Genomic DNA, 17,848 nt, shown 5'->3' on the forward strand with positions numbered 1-17,848 from the left:
ACAAACCGACATGACCCGCTCCGAACTGGGGCTTTCTTGCGCAGCGGAGTCGAATCCGCCGGTCTGACGAGTGGTGTGCCGCGCAAGAATCACGACCACGATGCAGAGCACACCCAGCAGACCCACCACTGCCGAGACACCGACAACGGTCCCCCACGTCGTCGAGGCCACTCCGGCTCCGAGTGCGAACATTCCGGCTGCGGCGTAACACACGCAGGAGTACGACGAAGCCTTCCTGCCCTGTTCGACGGGATCGAGCCCAAGCGACAGCACCCGAAGTCCCGCGGAGTAGGCAGGCGCCTGCCCCAGTCCACCCAACGCGCACCCCAGTACGACCGCCCACAGTTGATGGCCCACCGTCCCGGCGACACACAGCGTCGCGCCCAGAGTTATTGCGGCGAGCGCCAACCCGACAGAGGGAGTCGAGCCAGTCCACGAGATGGCGAGATTCGCCAGGCAGGAGAAGAGAACACACGAGGCAGCCGCCAGGGACGCGATGAACAGCGACTCGATCCCCACCACCTCGACGAGTACCGAGGGCATCACTCCGACCGAAACCGCACCGATGGCCCAGGCGAGCGCGCCGGCGCCGTACGCGACGAGGTGGCCTGGACGCTGCGGGACACGACCGGGACGGGTCGGGGCTCCGTCCTCGCCGAGTTCGTCGAGGATTTCCCGTCGGTAGAGGGCGAGCGCACACAGCAACGATATGAACGCCACGGCCGTCATCGTGAGATGCAGCTGGTAGACCGTTGTCGACTGGGAGGGCAGTATCGCGACGACGAAGACAGCACCCACCAACCCGGCGAACGCGCCGAGTATCGAGCCGGTCGCGATCATCGTTCGGCCCTTCTCGCGCCGCGCGACCACCATCAGTGACGCGGCCGGTCCGGTCGCCAGCGCCACGCTCGCGCCGGTACACAGCCGGCCCGCATACAGCAGACCACTGTCGTCAGCGGCCAGTGCCAGGAAGACATCGGCCGTTCCGGCCACGACGAGGGCTACCGGGAGAATCAGCCACGCGAGCCTGGACGCCCGCGTACGCGCCATCAGGGCCAGCACGACCACCAGGGCAACGAAGTACGCGCAGAACACCATCGCGATCTCGAGTGCGGACAGTGCGAGCGTGTTCCGGTAGAACGGGAGCAGCGGCGTAGCCGTGTTGGATCCGAGGATGATCACGAAGAACGACGTGGCAACCGTCACCGCCAGCAACGCGCGTGGCGCCGAGACGACGCCTTCGCGTCCGCCCACCCGGCCGGAACGACCGGACGCTTTCACTCCGCCGCCGTGAGCTTGCCGAACCAACCCAGCCGAAAGGGTTGTGCAGTCATGTCTTTCCACTCCTTCGTGTATGAGGTTCTCGCGGAGCGTCGGTGCCATCGCGCGACTGAAGTCCACAGATCGCGGAAGTCGCCGGTATTTCATCGCGTTCACATTCCCGTTGCGCATCTTCTCCGACTCCTCACCGGCGTAGCTCGAAGCCGCGTTTTCACTTCCATCTGCGGCGTCGCCGCTGGTAGACGCCCCCGATCGGAAGATCGGTTATGGCGCAATATCGCCGCTATACGCAAGTTGCACATCGGACACGCACACGATGTTGACTGAAATCGGGAGTGCGGCCGTGACTGCCGCGGCCCAGAACACGTCGTGAAGGAGCAGCAATGAAAGTAACAGTGGTTGCGGGTAACCCGAAGGCGGGTTCGCGGACCTTGGACGCGGCGCATCGGGTGGCGACCGCGGTAACGGGGTCACCGGCCGAGCACACAGTCGATGTCATCACTCTCGGTGCGGGCCTGCTCGGCTGGGGTGACGACGCGGTTGCGGCGGCAGTGCACACGGTGCAGACCTCCGATCTGGTGGTGGTGGCCAGCCCTACGTTCAAGGCCACCTACACCGGGGTGCTGAAGCTGTTTCTCGACCAGTTCGCCACCGGAGAGGGACTTCGGGACGTGGTGGTGGTGCCGCTCATGCTCGGCGCCGGCCCCGCTCACGCGATGGCTCCCGACCTGTTCCTCAAGCACGTTCTGGTCGAACTCGGTGCCACCGCCCCGGCACCGGGCCTGTATCTGCTCGATTCCACCTACACCACCGACACCGCCATCGCCGACTACGCCGCGCGCTGGGGTTCGGCACTCACCGCCGCCGCGACCGCCCGAACGGAGCTCTCATGACCCTCTCAGTCACCGAACTGGACCAGTCCACCCTGCGCCGCGCGTTCGGACAGTTCCCCAGCGGCGTCGTCGCCCTCTGTGCGGAGATCGACGGTGAACCCGTCGGCATGGCGGCGAGCAGTTTCGTGGCCGTCTCGATGGAACCGCCACTGGTGGCGTTCTGCGTGCAGAACACCTCCACGACATGGCCGAAGCTGCGCAGCAACGCGCGGATCGGGATCAGCGTGCTCGGTGAGGCCCACGACCGCGCCGCACGCACCCTGGCCGCGAAAACCGGTAACCGTTTCGAAGGTCTGACCACCACGACCACCGACGACGGCGCGGTGTTCATCGACGGAGCCGGCATGTGGCTCGACGCCACCGTCACCGAGGAGGTGCCGGCAGGCGACCACGAGATCGTGCTGATGCGCATCAACGAACTGGAAATCGAATCGGATGTCACACCGATCGTGTTCCATTGCAGCAAGTTCCGTCGGCTCGCCGCCGTGGAGGCACTGTGATGTCACTCGACGCGGCGCTCGCCGCGCTACGCGAGGGTAAGCCGGTGTTCGTCAGCGACGCCGCGGACCGCGAGAACGAAGGCGACGTGATCCTCGCGGCCGACCGAGTCTCCCCAGCCTGGGTGGCCTGGACGGTCCGCCACACCTCGGGGCTGCTGTGCGCCCCGATGACCGGAGAGCGCGCGGACGCATTGGAACTGCCTGCGATGGTGGCCGACAACCAGGACCCGAAGAAGACCGCCTACACGGTCACCGTCGACGCCGCGCAGGGCGTGAGCACCGGAATCAGTGCCGTCGACCGGGCCACCACATTGCGGGTCCTCGCCGACGCAGCCGCCGAACCCGCCGACCTGATCCGTCCGGGCCACGTGCTGCCGCTGCGAGCCAGACCGGGCGGTGTGCTCGAGCGTCCCGGGCACACCGAGGCGGCGGTGGATCTGTGTTCGCTGGCCGGGCTCCCGGCGGTCGGAGTGATCGCCGAACTCGTCGCCGACGACGGCTCGATGATGCGGTTCCCCGGGGTCGAGGACCTCGGTCGGCGCATGGATCTGCCGGTTCTGACCATCGAGCAACTCGTGAACTACCGGCGGCTCCGCGATCCGGCGCCGGCGGCGGTCCCGTCCCGGGTGGAACGCCGGGCCGAGACCGTGCTTGCCACCCCGTACGGCGAATTCCGGGCCTTCGGGTACCTCGACCGCGACACCGGGGCCGAGCATGTGGCGTTGATCCGCGGCGACCTGGGCACCGAGACGACGGTACGCGTGCACTCGGAATGCCTGACGGGTGAATCGTTCCAGTCGCAGCGGTGCGAGTGTGGGCCGCAACTCGACACCGCTCTCGCCCGGATCGCCGAGGACGGCGGCGTGCTGGTGTATCTGCGTGGGCACGAGGGCCGTGGCATCGGACTGCTCAAGAAGCTGGCCGCATACCATCTGCAGGACAACGGTTTCGATACCGTCCAGGCAAACCTGGAGCTCGACGAGCCCGCTGACGGACGCGAATACGGGGGCGCCGCCGCCATCCTGACCGATCTCGGTATCGAACGGGTACGGCTGCTCACCAACAACCCCGCCAAGGTCCGCGGGCTCGAACATCACGGACTCGAGGTGACCGCCCGACTGCCCATCGTGATCGGCGCGGTTCCCGCGAACGTGCGCTACCTCGAGACCAAACGTGCCCGGATGGGGCATCTACTACCGGAACACGCGGTGTCCCAGTAGGTTTTACCGCGCACATATGAACGGGACGGCAGTTCGGAGGACCGGACTGCCGTCCCGTTCGCGGAACAGCCGGGGACGGCGTGTCAGGCCGTGGCCGCCATATCGGTGTCGGGGCTGCCGATTCCGTCGTCTTCCTCACGCCGGTCCGGGACATGAACGTGCGGTGAGGTGGCGGTCCCCTGAGCGGAACTGTTGCGTTGGATGAAGGCCACCCGGTCTGCGCGGTAGTGGTCGAAGACGATCTGGATCGGACGATCCTGCAGGTCGAAGAACGTCTGATTGCGTACCAGCACCGGTGCCCCCTCCTGCACCTGGAAGATCCGCGCGGTGCGGGCATCGCACATCGACGCACTGACGGACGTTTCGATCCGCGAGACGGTCCTGCCGAAGAAGCTGGCGACCACCTCCGCCATGTCGGCCCGCCCGCTGTAGGTGACGGTGTTGAACGACGACCTGAAATAGGCTGTGCGGAGGCCGATCACGTCTCCTTTCAGAAGGAAGAGATTCTCGATCATGCGCAGTTGCTGATCGGCGGCCGACAGGCGCGTCCGCAGCAGCGCAGTGCTGGGCACCATGCGTTGTTCCGTGATGAGGATCTCGATCTCCTCATTCGTGGCACCGAGAAGGGCGATGTCCTCGAGTGCGATCTGCACCCCGGTGTTGACCACGATGGTCCCGCTGCGCGGATGTCGTTGCACCACACCGTCCTCGGCGAGCTTGCGCAGTGCCTCACGCACGGCGCTGCGGCTCGCGTCACAGCACGCAATCAATTGGTCTTCGACCAGAACCTGGTCTTCGGCATAGATCCCGAACCGGACGGAGGCAAGAAGCATGTCGTGAACGCGGCGAGACAGCGTGTTCCGGCCCCCCGCGGATCCTCCCGCTGCTCTCGGATGCGCAGAACGCTGAACCATTGATGAAATCTCCTCCAGCTCGATGCAACCTTGACAAGGATCAAGGGTATGGAAGATTCAGCGAACTGGGTATGGCGCGTGACGTTTCGAAACACCGACGTTTCAATTGTTAACACGAAACCGGCCGCACGGGCGCGGCGAAACGGATACGGCGCAGCCCCGGGCCGCAACATGATCGGCCCGGGGCTGAAGGGGACTACGGCGTCGTCAGAACTCCTGGAGATTCTCGCGGAGGGTGGTGTAGCTGTAGCCGTCACGAATGGCACCCCGACGGCGCAGCGCCGGCGCCAGTCCGTCCGTGATCTCGGCGATGCTGTGTCGAGTCATCGGGGAGTACAGCAGGAAGCCGTCACCGCCCACCTCGTCCATGATTTCCTCCATCTTCGCCGCAACCGTGTCGGGGCTGCCCACCAGGCCGAGGTCGGTGATCTGGAACGATTCGCCCGCCACCTGACGCAGGGTCTTACCCTCGGTGTCCTGGAACAGATTGGCGATGGACGACCGCTCACCGTTGCCCTTGGACAGGTCGATCTGATCCACCGGCGTATCGAGATCGATCGCCCCGAAGTCGATACGGCCTCCACTGGTGTAACTCATGTTCCAGAGGTTGTACTCGACGGCGGCGTCGCTGAAGCGGAACCGACGCAACGCTTCGGCTTGCTCCCGCGCCTCTTCGTCGGTGGGAGCGACGATGGGGGTGGCGAGGAACAGCAGCTTGATGTCGCTGGGCTTGCGGCCGTGGATCACCATCCTGCGGTGCATGTCCTCCCGGTACGCCTTCATGTCCTCGACCGTCTTGCACATAGCCATCTGCGTGTCCACGTGCCGGGCGGCTAGTTCCCTACCGGGTTCGGAACCGCCGGCGGACGCCACCGGGATGTCGCGCTGCGGCCCAGGGATCGTGTTGAGCGGGCCTCTCGATCGGAAGTACCTGCCCTCGAAATTGACCGGGTGAACCTTGGTGTGATCGGCGTAGACGCCGTTCACCTCGTCGGCGACAACGGCATCGACGTCCCACGAGTGCTGCAACTGCTTGACCACGTCGACCCATTCCTCGGCCATCTTGTAACGCTCGTCGTGGTCGAAATGCTGGTCGTAACCGTAGTTCTGGGCCACGCGGTCGGTCACCGAGGTGACCACGTTCATTCCGACACGGCCCTCGGTGAGGTGATCGAGTGTGGTGTACAGGCGGGCGGCGAGATATGGGTGGTACTGGATGGTCGATACCGTCGGTACGATCCCGATGTGCTTGGTGCGCTGCGTCATCAGGGGAACCAGCGGCATCGGGTCGTTCTTGGGAGCCATGAATCCGCGCCGCAGTGACGCCTCCGCCGAGCCGTTGTAGCTGTCCTCGACCATCGCCGTGTCCTCGATCAGGACATAGTCGAAGCCGGCCCGCTCGAGCGAGGCAGCCAGGTCGACATACAGGTCCGGCTTCATCCAGTCCCGCATGTTCGCGCCCGTGTACGGGCCGTCACCAGCTGAAGGGTTCCAGGGCTGAATACCGAAACCGCTGCCGAGGAACCAACCGAGATGGAACATGAGTATCTACCTTTCGACGATGCTGAGATCAGCGTGGATCTGGGAAGCCGGAAAATTCTCCTCGCCTTCGGCATAGGCGGCGACAAGGCTCGAGGTGTACGAGTTCTTCGGAGTGTCGAGAACGTCTTTCGTGTTCCCACGTTCGACGATCTCGCCGTCCTTCATCACGATGAGCGAGTCCGTGATGAAGGCAGTGGCCGGCAGCCCGTGCGACACGAACAGCAGTCCGGCCCCGCTCTGCCGGCAATAGCGTTTGAGGAGGTTGAGGATCGACCCCTGGACCGAGACGTCGAGCGCACTGACCGCCTCGTCGCAGATGAGCATCCGAGGTGAGACGATCAACGCCCTCGCGATGGACATCCGCTGCCGCTGCCCACCCGACAGCTGGGCGGGGAAGCGGTCCGCGAACTCCGTCGGTAGCCCCATTCGGTGCACCATGTCGTCCACCGCGGCGTCCGCGGCGATGCGATCCATTCCGCCCAGCACCTGCGCGGGTATGCGGAGCGTGTCCCGGAAGGTTCGCCGTGGATCGAAGGACGACGTGGTGTCCTGCGCGATGAGCTGGATCGCCTGCCGGTAGGCGATCCGGCCCGCCTGCGTCGACAAAACTCGGCGGAGATCACTGCCGTCCCAGTACACCGCACCATTGGACGGCTGCTCCAGTCCTGCAACGATTTTCGCGAGCGTCGACTTACCGGAGCCGGACTCCCCGACGATCCCCGTCAGAGACGACGGCTCCAGGGTCAGATTTACGTCCCGGAGCGCAGCGTGACCGTGCCGGGAACCGTAATACTTGCCGACACCCTCCACCAGGATGTGCGGTGCGGTATTCGCCGTGGGGGTCACGGTCACACCGCCTTCGCCAGGCCGGCGTCCGGCGAGAAGAAGTCCTCCAGGGTGGGGAGTTCCTCCACGTCGGCGGTGCCCAGCCGCGGCACGCACTGCACCAGTCCCCTGGTGTAAAGGTGCTGCGCCTGCGTGGTGAGGTGGCGAGAGTCGATCTCCTCCACCGCCTCTCCTCGGTACATCACCACAGTCCGGTCCGAGAACTGACGGCACAGGGCGATGTCGTGGCTGATCGTGAGCACCGCGGCGCCACTTTCGGAGGCCAGATCCATCAGCAGTGCCATGGTCGACCGCGCCAGCGAAGCGTCGAGCGCACTGGTCGGTTCGTCCGCGATCAACAGGGACGGTCTCCCGGCAAGCGCGATCGCGATCATGGCGCGCTGACGCATACCACCGGACAGTTCGTTCGGGTGGGCCCGCATGACCCGGCCGGTGTCGGTCAGTCCTACCTTCGTCAGCCACTGCCCGGCCCTGTCACGGGCATCCTTCTTGGACAGTTTCTCGGCCGCCCGCAGCACCGTGACGATCTGGCTACCGATCGTGAACACCGGATCCAGCGAGGTCATCGCGTCCTGGAAGATCATCGACAGACCCGGTGTGCGGCGCGGCATCCGCGCCGTTTCCCGGCCCAGCCCGGAGACTCCGTTGACGATGAACTCGTCTGCGGTGACCACGGCGCGCGCATCCAAGAACCCGGCCACAGCCATCCCGAGTGTCGTTTTACCCGAACCGGATTCGCCGACCAGGGCAATGCGGTCGCCCTTGCCGACGGTGAGTGAGATTCCCCGTATCGCCGAAGACTCCGCTCCGGGGTACCGCACCTCCATGTTGCGGAGGGCCAGCACGACGGATTCAGCGGACCCGGCGCTCTCGTGGACACGTGCGGTCGGCCGCGCATTCAGTGACAGGTTCATGTCCCTGCACCTCTCATTCGAAGGAGAGTTCCGAATAATCGATCACGTTGTCGGTACGGAAGACGTATCCGTCGACGTCGGAGCGAAAGGCGTTGAGTGGCTGAACCGAGTTCATCCACACGGTCGGCACCTCCTCCTGGATCAGACGCTGGGCCGCGTTCCAGTGCACACCGGCCTCCGGGCTCAGCGGATCACCGGCCGCGATACCGGCGTTCACTGCCGCATAGAACGCGGCGTTCTCCCAGTTGGGCCAGTTCAGCGGTGATCCGGCCGTGTAGAACAGCAGCAGCTCGTACGGCGGCGACTTGACTACGGAGTAGTCGCGTCCCATCGAGGCCTGGAAGGTCTTGGCCGCCAGCCCCTCGTTGTACGTGGCCGAGGGCACCGGGTCGATCGTGATGGTGAAACCTGCCGCCGCAGCCGCCGTCTGGATCTGGGTGGCGGCCTCCTGTAGGTCAGGTGTGCTGCTGTTGACGGTGAGCGTGAACGCCACCGGCGACGTGATCCCCGCGGCCGCGAGAATCTCCTTGGACTTCGCCGGATCGTAGGTGAAGGGCGCGAGACCCTCACCGTCGTAGCCGGGCGCGTCGGGACTGAGAATTCCCGCGATCTCGCCGGCCCGTCCACGGTAGGTGTCCTCGATGATCTTGTCGTACGGGATCGCGTAGGCGAATGCTCTGCGCACCGCGACGTTGTCGAAGGGTGCCGTGGTCGTGGTCAGCGGGATGTAACTCATTGCGTTCGTCGGGGCCGTGTACAACTCGACATTCGGATCCGTCGTGAGATCGGCCTGGTCGGCCGGGCGCAGCTGAGCCGCGATGTTCGCATCCCCGTTACGGAGCAGGTTGGCACGGGTGCCGGGGTCCTGCACGACGCGCTGGACGATCCGCTTCACCTCGGGCTCACCCCCGACGTAACCGGGGTTGGCCGTGTAGATCATTTCCTGCCCGGGCTTGAACGTGTCGAGCTTGTAGGCACCGAAGCCCCAGTTACCGTTGGTCGAAGACCATTGCGCCGCATACGGATCGGAATCCGACGCGTGTTCCTTCAGTACCTTGCTGTCGTAGATCGTCGCCGTCGTGTTGGACAGCAGCGACAGCAGGGTGAAGCCGTGGCTGGCGGCGTCGACGGTGAAGGTGACCGTGTGGTCGTCGATCTTCCGGATCTGCCGGGCGGGGTCCACGATCGCCGGCGCGCTCACGAACGGCACGATGGACGTCGGGACCGCGAACTTACGTTCGTACGAGTACAGGACGTCGTCCGCGGTGAGCGTGTTTCCGGCCTGACTGAGTGCCGACTCGCTCAGACGGAACGTGTAGACCAGTCCGTCGTCGGAGACCTCATAGCTGTCGGCAAGCAATCCCTCGAACGCGTAGAGGTCCTGATGCCGGGACATTTCCCCGTCGCCGTCGACATACGGGTTTCGCAGGAGCGTCGCATTGCTGTTGAGGAGGAACTCGGCATTCTCGTAACCGGTTCCGTTGACGTCCTGCGCGAACGAGTTGGTCTGCGCGCCGGTGACGATGATGAGCTGTTCTCCGGATGCCGCTGTGGATCCTCCGCCGCCGCAGGCGCTCAGCACCAGCGCGCCGAGGATCGTTCCCACCATTGCCCGGGAAACAGGCTTCCGTCCGGACGACCTGAGCCGCCCACGGTGAAACACTGCCATTCTTGGTCCTCTCGGATGGATTACGAAGGTTGTCGCACGATTGTGTGAATCAGTGATGCTTGGCGAACAGGGCGCGGGAGAAACCCGAACCGGTGGCCACGGCGATCGCCAGGGCGCACGCCGGGAAGAACGCGGCCCACCAGCGCCCGACCGCGGCATCGGTGGCACCACTGGCGAGCATGCTTCCCCATTCGGGTGTCGGCACCGGGATACCCACACCCAGAAAGCCCAGACCGGCGCAGAAAATGATCGCCATCCCGAAGATCGCCGACGTGTTCTCCAGCGCCGGAGCAGCGGAGTTGGGCAGCACGTGCCGGACGAGGATCTGGAGTTCACGCAGGCCGGACATCCGGGCCGCATCGATGTAGGTCTCGTTACGCACCCTGAGCACTTCCACCCGCACCAGTCGCACCTGCATCGGCATCAGGATCACCGCCAGCGAGATGACGAGAACCGTGGTGGTCCTGCCGAAGAAGGAGAGAAGGACGAGGCCCGCCACCATGACCGGCACGGCCTGCACCAGATCGATCGACCTTCCGACCACTCGTGCGCACCGGCCGATCGGTCCCGGCCGATGTTCGTTCATCCCGGTGAGAATGCCGATCGCCAGCGCCGCCACAGTGGCCAGAACAGTGACCGCCAGACCCACCCCGATGTCGAGCCGGGTCGCGGCAAGCACCCGGGAGAACACGTCCATTCCGAAACTGTCGGTTCCGAAGAGGTGCTCGGCGGAGGGCGCCTCGGAAGGGGCTCCCACCACTGTCGTCGTGCTCTGAGGCGCAATCCGGGGTGCGATCACCGCGAGCGCCAGGACGAATGCGAAAGGAACCGCCTTCAGCCACCGCGACCGGTCGACGGCCGGCCTCGAGGTCACTACTACGGTCATCACGCACCCCCCTGCACTGTCGAGCGCCGACGGATATCGAGTGTCATCGTGAGGATGTCGGCGAGCAGGAAGACGATCAGCGACATGGCCGCGACCACCACGAGGAAGCCACGGAGCGCGAAGACGTCGGCCGAGTTCACCGCGTCCACCGCATACTGACCGAGTCCGCCCAAACCGAACAGCGACTCCAGCACCACCGCACCGCCGATCATGTAGGTGAAGAGGGTGCCGAGCATCGCGACCATGGTCGGCAGCGCCCTGCGGTACACCGACCACCAGACAGTGCGAGCGGGTGCCCCCGTGGCGACACGGAACTTCGTCGGCGCCTCATCGATGGCGCTGTCGAGGCTGTTCACCAGCGACTTCGTCAGGATCGCCGAATGCGCGACCACGATCACCGCGAGTGGCAGCGCCAGGTGCTGAATCACCGAGACCGCCTGTGCCGTGTTGCCGCCGAGGAGGCTGTCGATCAACGGCGATCCCGTGACCCGCGGCGGATCGGTGAACGCGAAATCCCACCGGCCGGTGGGCGCCGGCACCCAGTGCAACGACGCGTAGAAGATGAAGATCGCGGCCAGGCCGATCACGAATTCGGGGAGCGCTCCGGCCGTCCGGGCATACGTCAGAACCACTCGGGACAACCATGTCCCCGGCCGTGTCACAGCAAGGTGCGCGAGGAGCAGAGACACCAGGGTGGCGCCCACCATCCCGATCACCACGAGTTCGAGCGTCTGCGGGATGCGCGCCGAGAATTCGTCCATCAGTGGGCGGCCCGTGGCAATCGAGTCCCCGAAGTCGAGCTGAATCACTCCGGTCAGGAACTGTCCGAGCTGCGTCAGCAGGTTCTGGTCGAGCCCCAGCGATGCACGCACTGCCTGGTAGTCCTCCTCGGCGAGCCTGCCACCGGTGGCGATGACGACGGGGTCGCCGGGAATCAGCTGCACGAGAAAGAACGCCGCCGTCGCGAAGATCGCGATCTGCACCGGAAGCATGAGGATTCTCGAAATCCACCAACGGTGCCGAGACCAGGTCTCCCTCCATCGAACGCCATTCTTCTGTACCGCCACTTTTCCGAAATCAGCACGAATAACACTTTCGTTCTCGACTGTGGCTACCACGGAATAACCTCCTCTCCACGTATCTCAGGGGTTGATGAGGAAGAGCCTCCGCCACGCTCGAATGCGCTGCAACACCGATTTCGTAAATGACGTGTTACGCAGGCCTCGGCACTCCACCGAGATGGCAAAGATCGTGGTAGAGGCGCCGAGATCTGCGATTACGCAGCCGAAGGAGCGGCGCAACAATCACAATTCGTGACCCGCGACACCATGTGGACGCCGATTTTGCGGGCTCGGCGACAAACGACGCACTTGGTCCGGTCGGGACGCCCGCCTTTATATCGATCCATTTACTGCCGACCCGACGCCGAATAATGCAATCGCCACAATTCCGCGCTCACCGAACGAGGAATCATGCGGACGGTGACAGGTCTCTTGTCCATCCGTCCGGCGACGCGGAGGACAGCGGACGGGAACCGTCACGAATACCGTCCACGCGGCCCGGCAACGGGACCCGACAAGACAGCGCAGGCATCGAGAGGTCAGTATGAAAGTCGAGTAGAACCAATTTCGTTCCACTAGGCAATGAGGTACGCACATGCACAGCGCAGCTCCCATCGGCGACGGCATCTTCCAGATACCGGTCCCGATCACCGACAATCCGCTCGGTCACACACTCGTGTACGCGATGGAATCACCAGGTGGTCTGGTGCTCGTCGACGCCGGATGGAACGACGACAACGCGTGGGCCGGACTCGAGTCCGGTCTCGAGCAGATCGGTCATTCGGTGAACGAGATCGAGGGCGTCGTCCTCACCCATTTCCATCCGGATCACACCGGTCTGTGCGGGCGGGTGCGCGAGGCGTCGGGCGCATGGATCGCCATGCACGAGGGCGACTACGAAATGTTCAGTCACATGACCACCGCCCACACCGCGGAGTGGCTCGAATATCAGACGGTCAACATGCTCCGCGCCGGCGCAACGGCAGAGGAAATCGCCGCGTTCGCGGAGGCCTCCACCACCGGACCGCCCGTAGGCGCCGACTCCACCCCGGACCGGGTCCTCACAGACGGCGAGAACATCGCCCTCACCGGACGCAACCTGCGCGCCGTCTATACCCCGGGACACACCCCTGGCCATGTCTGCTTCCACCTCGAAGACGCCGATGTCATGTTCACCGGCGACCACGTGCTGCAGAAGACGACACCCCACGTCGGCAACTTCGTCTACCCCCTCGACGTACGCGACGCGCTCGCCGAGTTCCTGGACTCGCTGCGCCGCGTGCAGACGATGAACATCACCCGCGGGCTCGGCGCCCACGGAATCCCGATCGACGATGTGGCGGGACGGGCCGGCGAACTCATCGAGCACCATGAGGAGCGGCTCGATCACCTGTACAGGGCGTTCGATGAGGATCACATCACCGTGTGGCAGGTGGCCGAGCGGATGAAGTGGTACAAGCCCTGGAGCGACATCTCGCCGATGGGCAAGCACATGGCTCTCTCCGAGGCGGCAGCCCACCTGCGGCACCTGGTTGCCCGCGACCTCGTCGCGCCCGTGCCGGGCACGGAACCGGCAGTTTTCGCCCGCATCTAGGGGGCCGGCGGGGTCATCTCGAGCCGGACGCCGAGCAACCGCACCTGTCGGTCGTGATCGAGTCTGTCGACCAGGGCCGCGGCAGCGTCGGCGATCGCCTCGGCGTCGAACGTGGGTTCGGGAAGTGCCCGTCCGGTGGTGTGGGTGTCGAACGGTGCGTACCGCACCTTGAGCGTGGCGCGCACCGCCGGGCGTTTCTCCGCGACGATGTCCTCGGTGACGCGGACGGCGAGGCGTCGTACCTCGGCGGTCACCGCCGCCCAGTCGTCGAGATCCCGCTGAAACGTGGTTTCCCGACTGTGTGAGCGGGGCACCCACGGCTCGGCGCTCACCGGCGAATGGTCGATGCCCCGGCCGATCCTGCCGTACCACGGACCCATGTTCGGGCCGAGCACCGCCGCCAGATCCGAATCCGGCGCTGCGGCCAGTTCCCGCACGGTGTGGATTCCCATCGCCGCGAGCTTGTTGGCGGTCTTCCTCCCGATTCCCCATAACGCGTCGGTGGGCCGCTCACCCATGACCTCGAACCAGTTCGCCGCTGTGAGCCGGAAAATGCCCTGTGGTTTCCCGAACTCGGTGGCGATCTTGGCGCGTAACTTGTTGTCACCGATCCCAACCGAGCAGTGCAGGCAGGTGGCGGCAAGAACGGCATCGTGCACGGTTCGGGCGAAGCTCTCCGGGTCTTCGGTCTCGACACCGAGAAACGCCTCGTCCCAGCCCATCACCTCGACGACGACACCCAGGCTCCGCAACGTCTCCATCACGACGTCCGACACCTCGGTGTAGGCGTCGGCGTCGACGGGCAGGAACACCGCATCCGGGAGTTTGCGCGCCGCGATGCGCAGCGGCATTCCGGAACCGACTCCGAACTTGCGGGCCTCGTACGACGCCGTGGACACCACCCCGCGCTCGGTGGGATCACCGCGGCCACCGACGACCACCGGACGTCCCCGCAACTCCGGATTGCGCAGCACCTCCACCGCCGCAATGAACTGGTCGAGATCCACATGCAACACCCACCGGCGACGCGGCGGGGCACTCATGCACCCAGTGTGCCCGGACACCGGCATCGACGCACCTACATCGACAGCACCATCTTCGCGAACACCCGGCCCCAATCGGGGTCCGTGGGCACATCCGGTGTTCTGTAGTTGCGGACGATGGCACCCACCATTTCGATGTACTCCACCGTGGGCGACGCAACCCACGTCGCCTCGCGCGCAGTGATCTGCGTTCCGTCTCTGTTCCGCCAGCCGAGCGCCGTCAGACCTTCTGCAACCACCCTGTCGCGCTTTCGCGACGACGTGCCCGCCGCGAGCGTCAGCAGCACGAGGCGGCCCGCCTCGTGCTCGACGGGCTCCGTGCCGAACGGCAGCCGTTCGAGCAGATGGCACCACAGCTGGTACGGCGAATGGGCCATGGCGGACCCTGCGTTGGTGCGCACGAGCCGGCCTTTGTATTTGCGTACCAGGCCAAGCATTTTCGCGAACTTGCGCAGGTTCTGGATCGGTGGGTTGTCCATTTCCCGGGGACTGTTGCCGATCCATCCATTCGCCCAGGGCAGTTCGGCGCGCGCTGCCACGACGTCGGCAGGCGGCAGGTAACCGGCTTTCGTCAACTCGACGCCGTCGGGGCCGATGCGATTCAGTAGCCAGGCCAGGTGCGCCGTCGCCTTCTCGATCACTTCGGTAAGGTCTGGCCTCGGGTTCGTGAGTTCCGCGGGCCCGAGTAGCGAAAACACTTGTGGCGCAGCACGGGTTGACATCCGACTCAGTAGTTCAGCGAACTTCGAATCCGTCACCGGCCCGTGCATGAACAGCGTGTTCTGCGCCCGCAGATCAGCGTTCACCGACTCGACGTCGAAGCTCTCCGGCGAAAAGCTCGGCCCAACCCACAGCCGCATGCCGTGGTGTTCGGGGTGGGCAGGATCGGCCAGAACATTCAGCAGCTCCAGGTAGCCGAATGGTCCTCCAGAGTCCTCGGGAGGGCATGCGCGGGCACCCGCAATGCAGCTCGGCACTACCGCTGGGCCGTCGGTGATCTCCTCGAGGACGATCGTGTGGCCCCATCCGTCCCCGAAGTCATACTCATACGAGAGCTGATCGCCCACCTCGGACAGCACCTGATCGACGCGGACAGCGTCGTCGCATACCTCGTCATCCACGTCGAAGCTGTCGTCGAGACTCTCACGCATCACGTAACGCTCGGTGAGAGGCGGTTCGCCGCCTACCCACGAATGCATGTGGCTGTCGAGCCAACCCATCACCCCCTGCAAGACTGGATGCAGCTGGTCCAGCGGCAGGTTCGAGGGCACAAGGAATTCGCGCCAGATGGGCGGTGAGACATCTTCGAGTTCGATCCGCAACCGGTAGGTCACGACATCAGTTCGGGGCGCTCTCCTGGACGGCATCGCCCTGGACCAGGCATGCTCGTTCGTAACGAGATTGAGGTGCCTCCGCTTGTCCCGCGCTGTCATTGCGTCATCGTAATAGTCGGGACCTACTCGTGCTGAAGTCCACGCGCCCCTTCGAGCCGCCGGATCAGAGTCGCCGCATCGAAGGGACCGCTGTGCCGGGTGAGGTCCGAACCCGTGGCCCCGAGGTAGAACGTGGGAGTCTGACGGACTTCACCGACACGGTGCCGGTAACGACCCAGCCTCAGGTCCTCGGCGAAGCGGTCCATGTCGAGTCCCAGCTCCGCCGCGTACTCGAAGATCTCGTCCTCGGAGAGGGCATCACTGTTCGCGAACAGGTAGTCGTGTATCTCCCAGAACCGCCCCTGCGCGGCAGCGGCCTCGCTGGCCTCGGCTGCGAACCGCGCGTGCGGATGCACCTCGTCGAGCGGCAGATGCCGGAAGACGTAGCGGAGCTCGTCACCGAAGTGCACACGCACATCCCGAATGCTGCCGGTGGCTTTGGTGCAGAACGGGCACTCGAAATCGCCGTATTCGACGAGAGTGAGCGGTGCATCCACAGGCCCGCGGAGGTGATCTCTCTTCGGCTCGACCGAGCGCAGCAGCACGAGCCCGATGGCTTCCAAGGGCGGATTGCGCCGATCCGAAAGCCGGAACAGTGCCCACCCCAGGCCTGCCGCGATGACGGCGGCCGCGAATACACCGACACGGGCGTCGTTCGCCATTTCTGGTGATTCGAGGGCGAGGTCCACGATGAACAGGGAGATGGTGAACCCGATACCGGCCAACGCGCTGCCGCCGCTGATCTGCGAGAGAGTAAGCCCAGGCGGCAGGCTCCCCGGGCGCAGACGGGCGAACACTGCGGTGGCCGCGGTGATGCCTACGAGTTTGCCGACCACCAGACCGAGAATGATGCCCCACGTGACCGGTGAACGGACCGCGTCGCTCACGGTCTCGCCGGTGATGACCACACCGGCGTTGGCGAGCGCGAAGATCGGCACGACGAGATACGCCGTGTACGGCTGATAGAACCGCAGCAGCCGCTCGTTGACAGACACCGCGCGCAGCACCCCGAGCTGCGCGGCTCGGGCGTAGTCGGAGTTGGGTGATTGCCGGAATGCGAGCGTGAGCTCACCGGCACGTTCCACCTCGCTGCGCCTCGGCGGGTAGACGGGAAGGATCAACGCGATCAGCACACCGGCGAGAGTGGGGTGGACACCCGACTCGTAGAACGCCACCCAGGTGCCCGCGGCAACGATGAAGTAGGCGATGCCGCGCCACACCTCGAGCCGGCGCAACTGCACGATCACCAGCAGCCCCACACCACCGAGCAGCAGGAAGCCCAGCCGAAGGTTCTCGGTGTAGAAGAAGGCGATGATGGCGAGGGCACCGATGTCGTCGGCCACTGCGAGGGTCAAGATGAAGACACGCAGTCGGGCCGGGCACCGGGGGCCGACCAGTGCGAGCGCGCCCAGCACGAACGCCGTGTCGGTAGAGACCACCACTCCCCACGCGCTGGCAGCGTCCCCGCTTGGATTGAGCAGGAGGAAGAGCACAGCAGGCAACGCCAGACCGGCGATCGCAGCCACCAGAGGGACGGCAGCCCGCCCGCGGTCGGTGAGCTCGCCGATGGTGAGTTCGCGTTTCACCTCGAGACCGACGACGAAAAAGAACAGCGTCATCATGGCGTCGTTGACCCAGTGCTTCAGATCGAGACTGATGCCGTAGTCACCGATCTGAATGGTCAGCGGGGTGTGCCAGAACGCCTCGTACGAGTCCCCCACGTTGGCCCAGACCAACGCCACCACGGTGGCCGCAAGCAGAAATCCGGCCGACAGTTTGTCGTCGTCCGTGCCGTCACGAATCCCGGCGAGGCGTAGCGACAGCCGCCGAAGGTTCGTGGGGCTCTCGTCGACCGTCATGTGCCCCTCGCTCCGAAGTCCGCTCCGAGTCGTCCGTCGCTGGTCAGCCTATCGCCGCGATATGACCGAACCGATGTACTCCGCCAACTCCTCGGGTCGCGCGAGTGCCATGAGGTGTCCGGCGTCGATGACGTCCGGCTCGATGCCCAGCCGGTCCTTCACGAGCCGCTGCATGAAATCGAGGGGGAAGAGG

Annotated in this window: 15 protein-coding genes; 4 read left to right on the top strand and 11 right to left on the bottom strand. The window is 65.1% G+C overall.

Features of this window, described 5'->3' with window-relative positions; genetic code table 11:
• The coding region (locus WAW17_RS20360) for a hypothetical protein (RefSeq protein WP_422334725.1) at positions 1-1,281 on the bottom strand (1,281 nt) is incomplete at its 3' end.
• Between the two features lie 383 nt (positions 1,282-1,664).
• Between WAW17_RS20360 and WAW17_RS20365 the strand changes: the two genes are divergently transcribed.
• Genes WAW17_RS20365 through ribA form a run of 3 tightly spaced genes read left to right on the top strand, consistent with a single transcriptional unit; the run spans position 1,665 to position 3,894 of the window.
• On the top strand, positions 1,665-2,174 hold the full coding sequence (locus WAW17_RS20365) for an NADPH-dependent FMN reductase (RefSeq protein ID WP_422334726.1): 510 nt from the start codon (positions 1,665-1,667) through the stop codon (positions 2,172-2,174).
• The gene (locus WAW17_RS20370) at positions 2,171-2,674 is read left to right on the top strand and encodes a flavin reductase family protein (RefSeq protein WP_422334727.1); all 504 of its coding nucleotides are present in this window, start codon (positions 2,171-2,173) and stop codon (positions 2,672-2,674) included. Before WAW17_RS20365 ends, WAW17_RS20370 begins: the two co-directional genes overlap by 4 nt.
• Positions 2,674-3,894, top strand: a complete 1,221-nt coding sequence (gene ribA / locus WAW17_RS20375; protein WP_422334728.1) for a GTP cyclohydrolase II — start codon at positions 2,674-2,676, stop codon at positions 3,892-3,894. Before WAW17_RS20370 ends, ribA begins: the two co-directional genes overlap by 1 nt.
• A gap of 83 nt (positions 3,895-3,977) precedes the next feature.
• On the opposite strand, the gene WAW17_RS20380 is transcribed toward ribA, so the two are convergent.
• The 7 genes from WAW17_RS20380 to WAW17_RS20410 all read right to left on the bottom strand — a co-directional run bounded on the left by WAW17_RS20380 (position 3,978) and on the right by WAW17_RS20410 (position 11,783).
• The gene (locus WAW17_RS20380) at positions 3,978-4,808 is read right to left on the bottom strand and encodes a GntR family transcriptional regulator (RefSeq protein ID WP_422334729.1); all 831 of its coding nucleotides are present in this window, start codon (positions 4,806-4,808) and stop codon (positions 3,978-3,980) included.
• Positions 4,809-5,015: 207 nt separating this feature from the next.
• Positions 5,016-6,350: an NtaA/DmoA family FMN-dependent monooxygenase gene (locus WAW17_RS20385; RefSeq protein WP_422334730.1), complete on the bottom strand. Its 1,335-nt coding sequence runs from the start codon at positions 6,348-6,350 to the stop codon at positions 5,016-5,018.
• A 6-nt stretch (positions 6,351-6,356) separates the two neighbouring features.
• A complete protein-coding gene (locus tag WAW17_RS20390; protein WP_422334731.1) occupies positions 6,357-7,196 on the bottom strand; it encodes an ABC transporter ATP-binding protein in 840 nt (279 codons plus the stop codon).
• A 2-nt stretch (positions 7,197-7,198) separates the two neighbouring features.
• Positions 7,199-8,110: an ABC transporter ATP-binding protein gene (locus tag WAW17_RS20395; RefSeq protein WP_422334732.1), complete on the bottom strand. Its 912-nt coding sequence runs from the start codon at positions 8,108-8,110 to the stop codon at positions 7,199-7,201.
• A 13-nt stretch (positions 8,111-8,123) separates the two neighbouring features.
• Positions 8,124-9,779, bottom strand: coding sequence for an ABC transporter substrate-binding protein (locus WAW17_RS20400; RefSeq protein ID WP_422334733.1), 1,656 nt, complete (start codon positions 9,777-9,779; stop codon positions 8,124-8,126).
• Positions 9,780-9,828: 49 nt separating this feature from the next.
• The gene (locus WAW17_RS20405; RefSeq protein ID WP_422334734.1) at positions 9,829-10,665 is read right to left on the bottom strand and encodes an ABC transporter permease; all 837 of its coding nucleotides are present in this window, start codon (positions 10,663-10,665) and stop codon (positions 9,829-9,831) included.
• The gene (locus WAW17_RS20410; RefSeq protein ID WP_422334735.1) at positions 10,665-11,783 is read right to left on the bottom strand and encodes an ABC transporter permease; all 1,119 of its coding nucleotides are present in this window, start codon (positions 11,781-11,783) and stop codon (positions 10,665-10,667) included. Before WAW17_RS20410 ends, WAW17_RS20405 begins: the two co-directional genes overlap by 1 nt.
• Before the next feature lie 538 nt (positions 11,784-12,321).
• Between WAW17_RS20410 and WAW17_RS20415 the strand changes: the two genes are divergently transcribed.
• Positions 12,322-13,320, top strand: coding sequence for an MBL fold metallo-hydrolase (locus WAW17_RS20415; RefSeq protein ID WP_422334736.1), 999 nt, complete (start codon positions 12,322-12,324; stop codon positions 13,318-13,320).
• On the opposite strand, the gene WAW17_RS20420 is transcribed toward WAW17_RS20415, so the two are convergent.
• The 3 genes from WAW17_RS20420 to nhaA are packed head-to-tail and all read right to left on the bottom strand — an operon-like array spanning position 13,317 to position 17,655.
• Positions 13,317-14,363, bottom strand: coding sequence for a DNA polymerase IV (locus WAW17_RS20420; protein ID WP_422334737.1), 1,047 nt, complete (start codon positions 14,361-14,363; stop codon positions 13,317-13,319). The genes WAW17_RS20415 and WAW17_RS20420 overlap by 4 nt on opposite strands.
• Positions 14,364-14,398: 35 nt before the next feature.
• On the bottom strand, positions 14,399-15,796 hold the full coding sequence (locus tag WAW17_RS20425; RefSeq protein ID WP_422334738.1) for a plasmid pRiA4b ORF-3 family protein: 1,398 nt from the start codon (positions 15,794-15,796) through the stop codon (positions 14,399-14,401).
• 23 nt (positions 15,797-15,819) lie between these two features.
• Entirely contained in the window at positions 15,820-17,655 is a 1,836-nt protein-coding gene (gene nhaA / locus WAW17_RS20430; protein WP_422334739.1) for a Na+/H+ antiporter NhaA, read from the bottom strand.
• Positions 17,656-17,848 lie beyond the last annotated feature (193 nt).

It is taken from the genome of Rhodococcus sp. (in: high G+C Gram-positive bacteria) (assembly GCF_049286785.1).
Taxonomy (GTDB): Bacteria; Actinomycetota; Actinomycetes; order Mycobacteriales; family Mycobacteriaceae; genus Rhodococcus_F.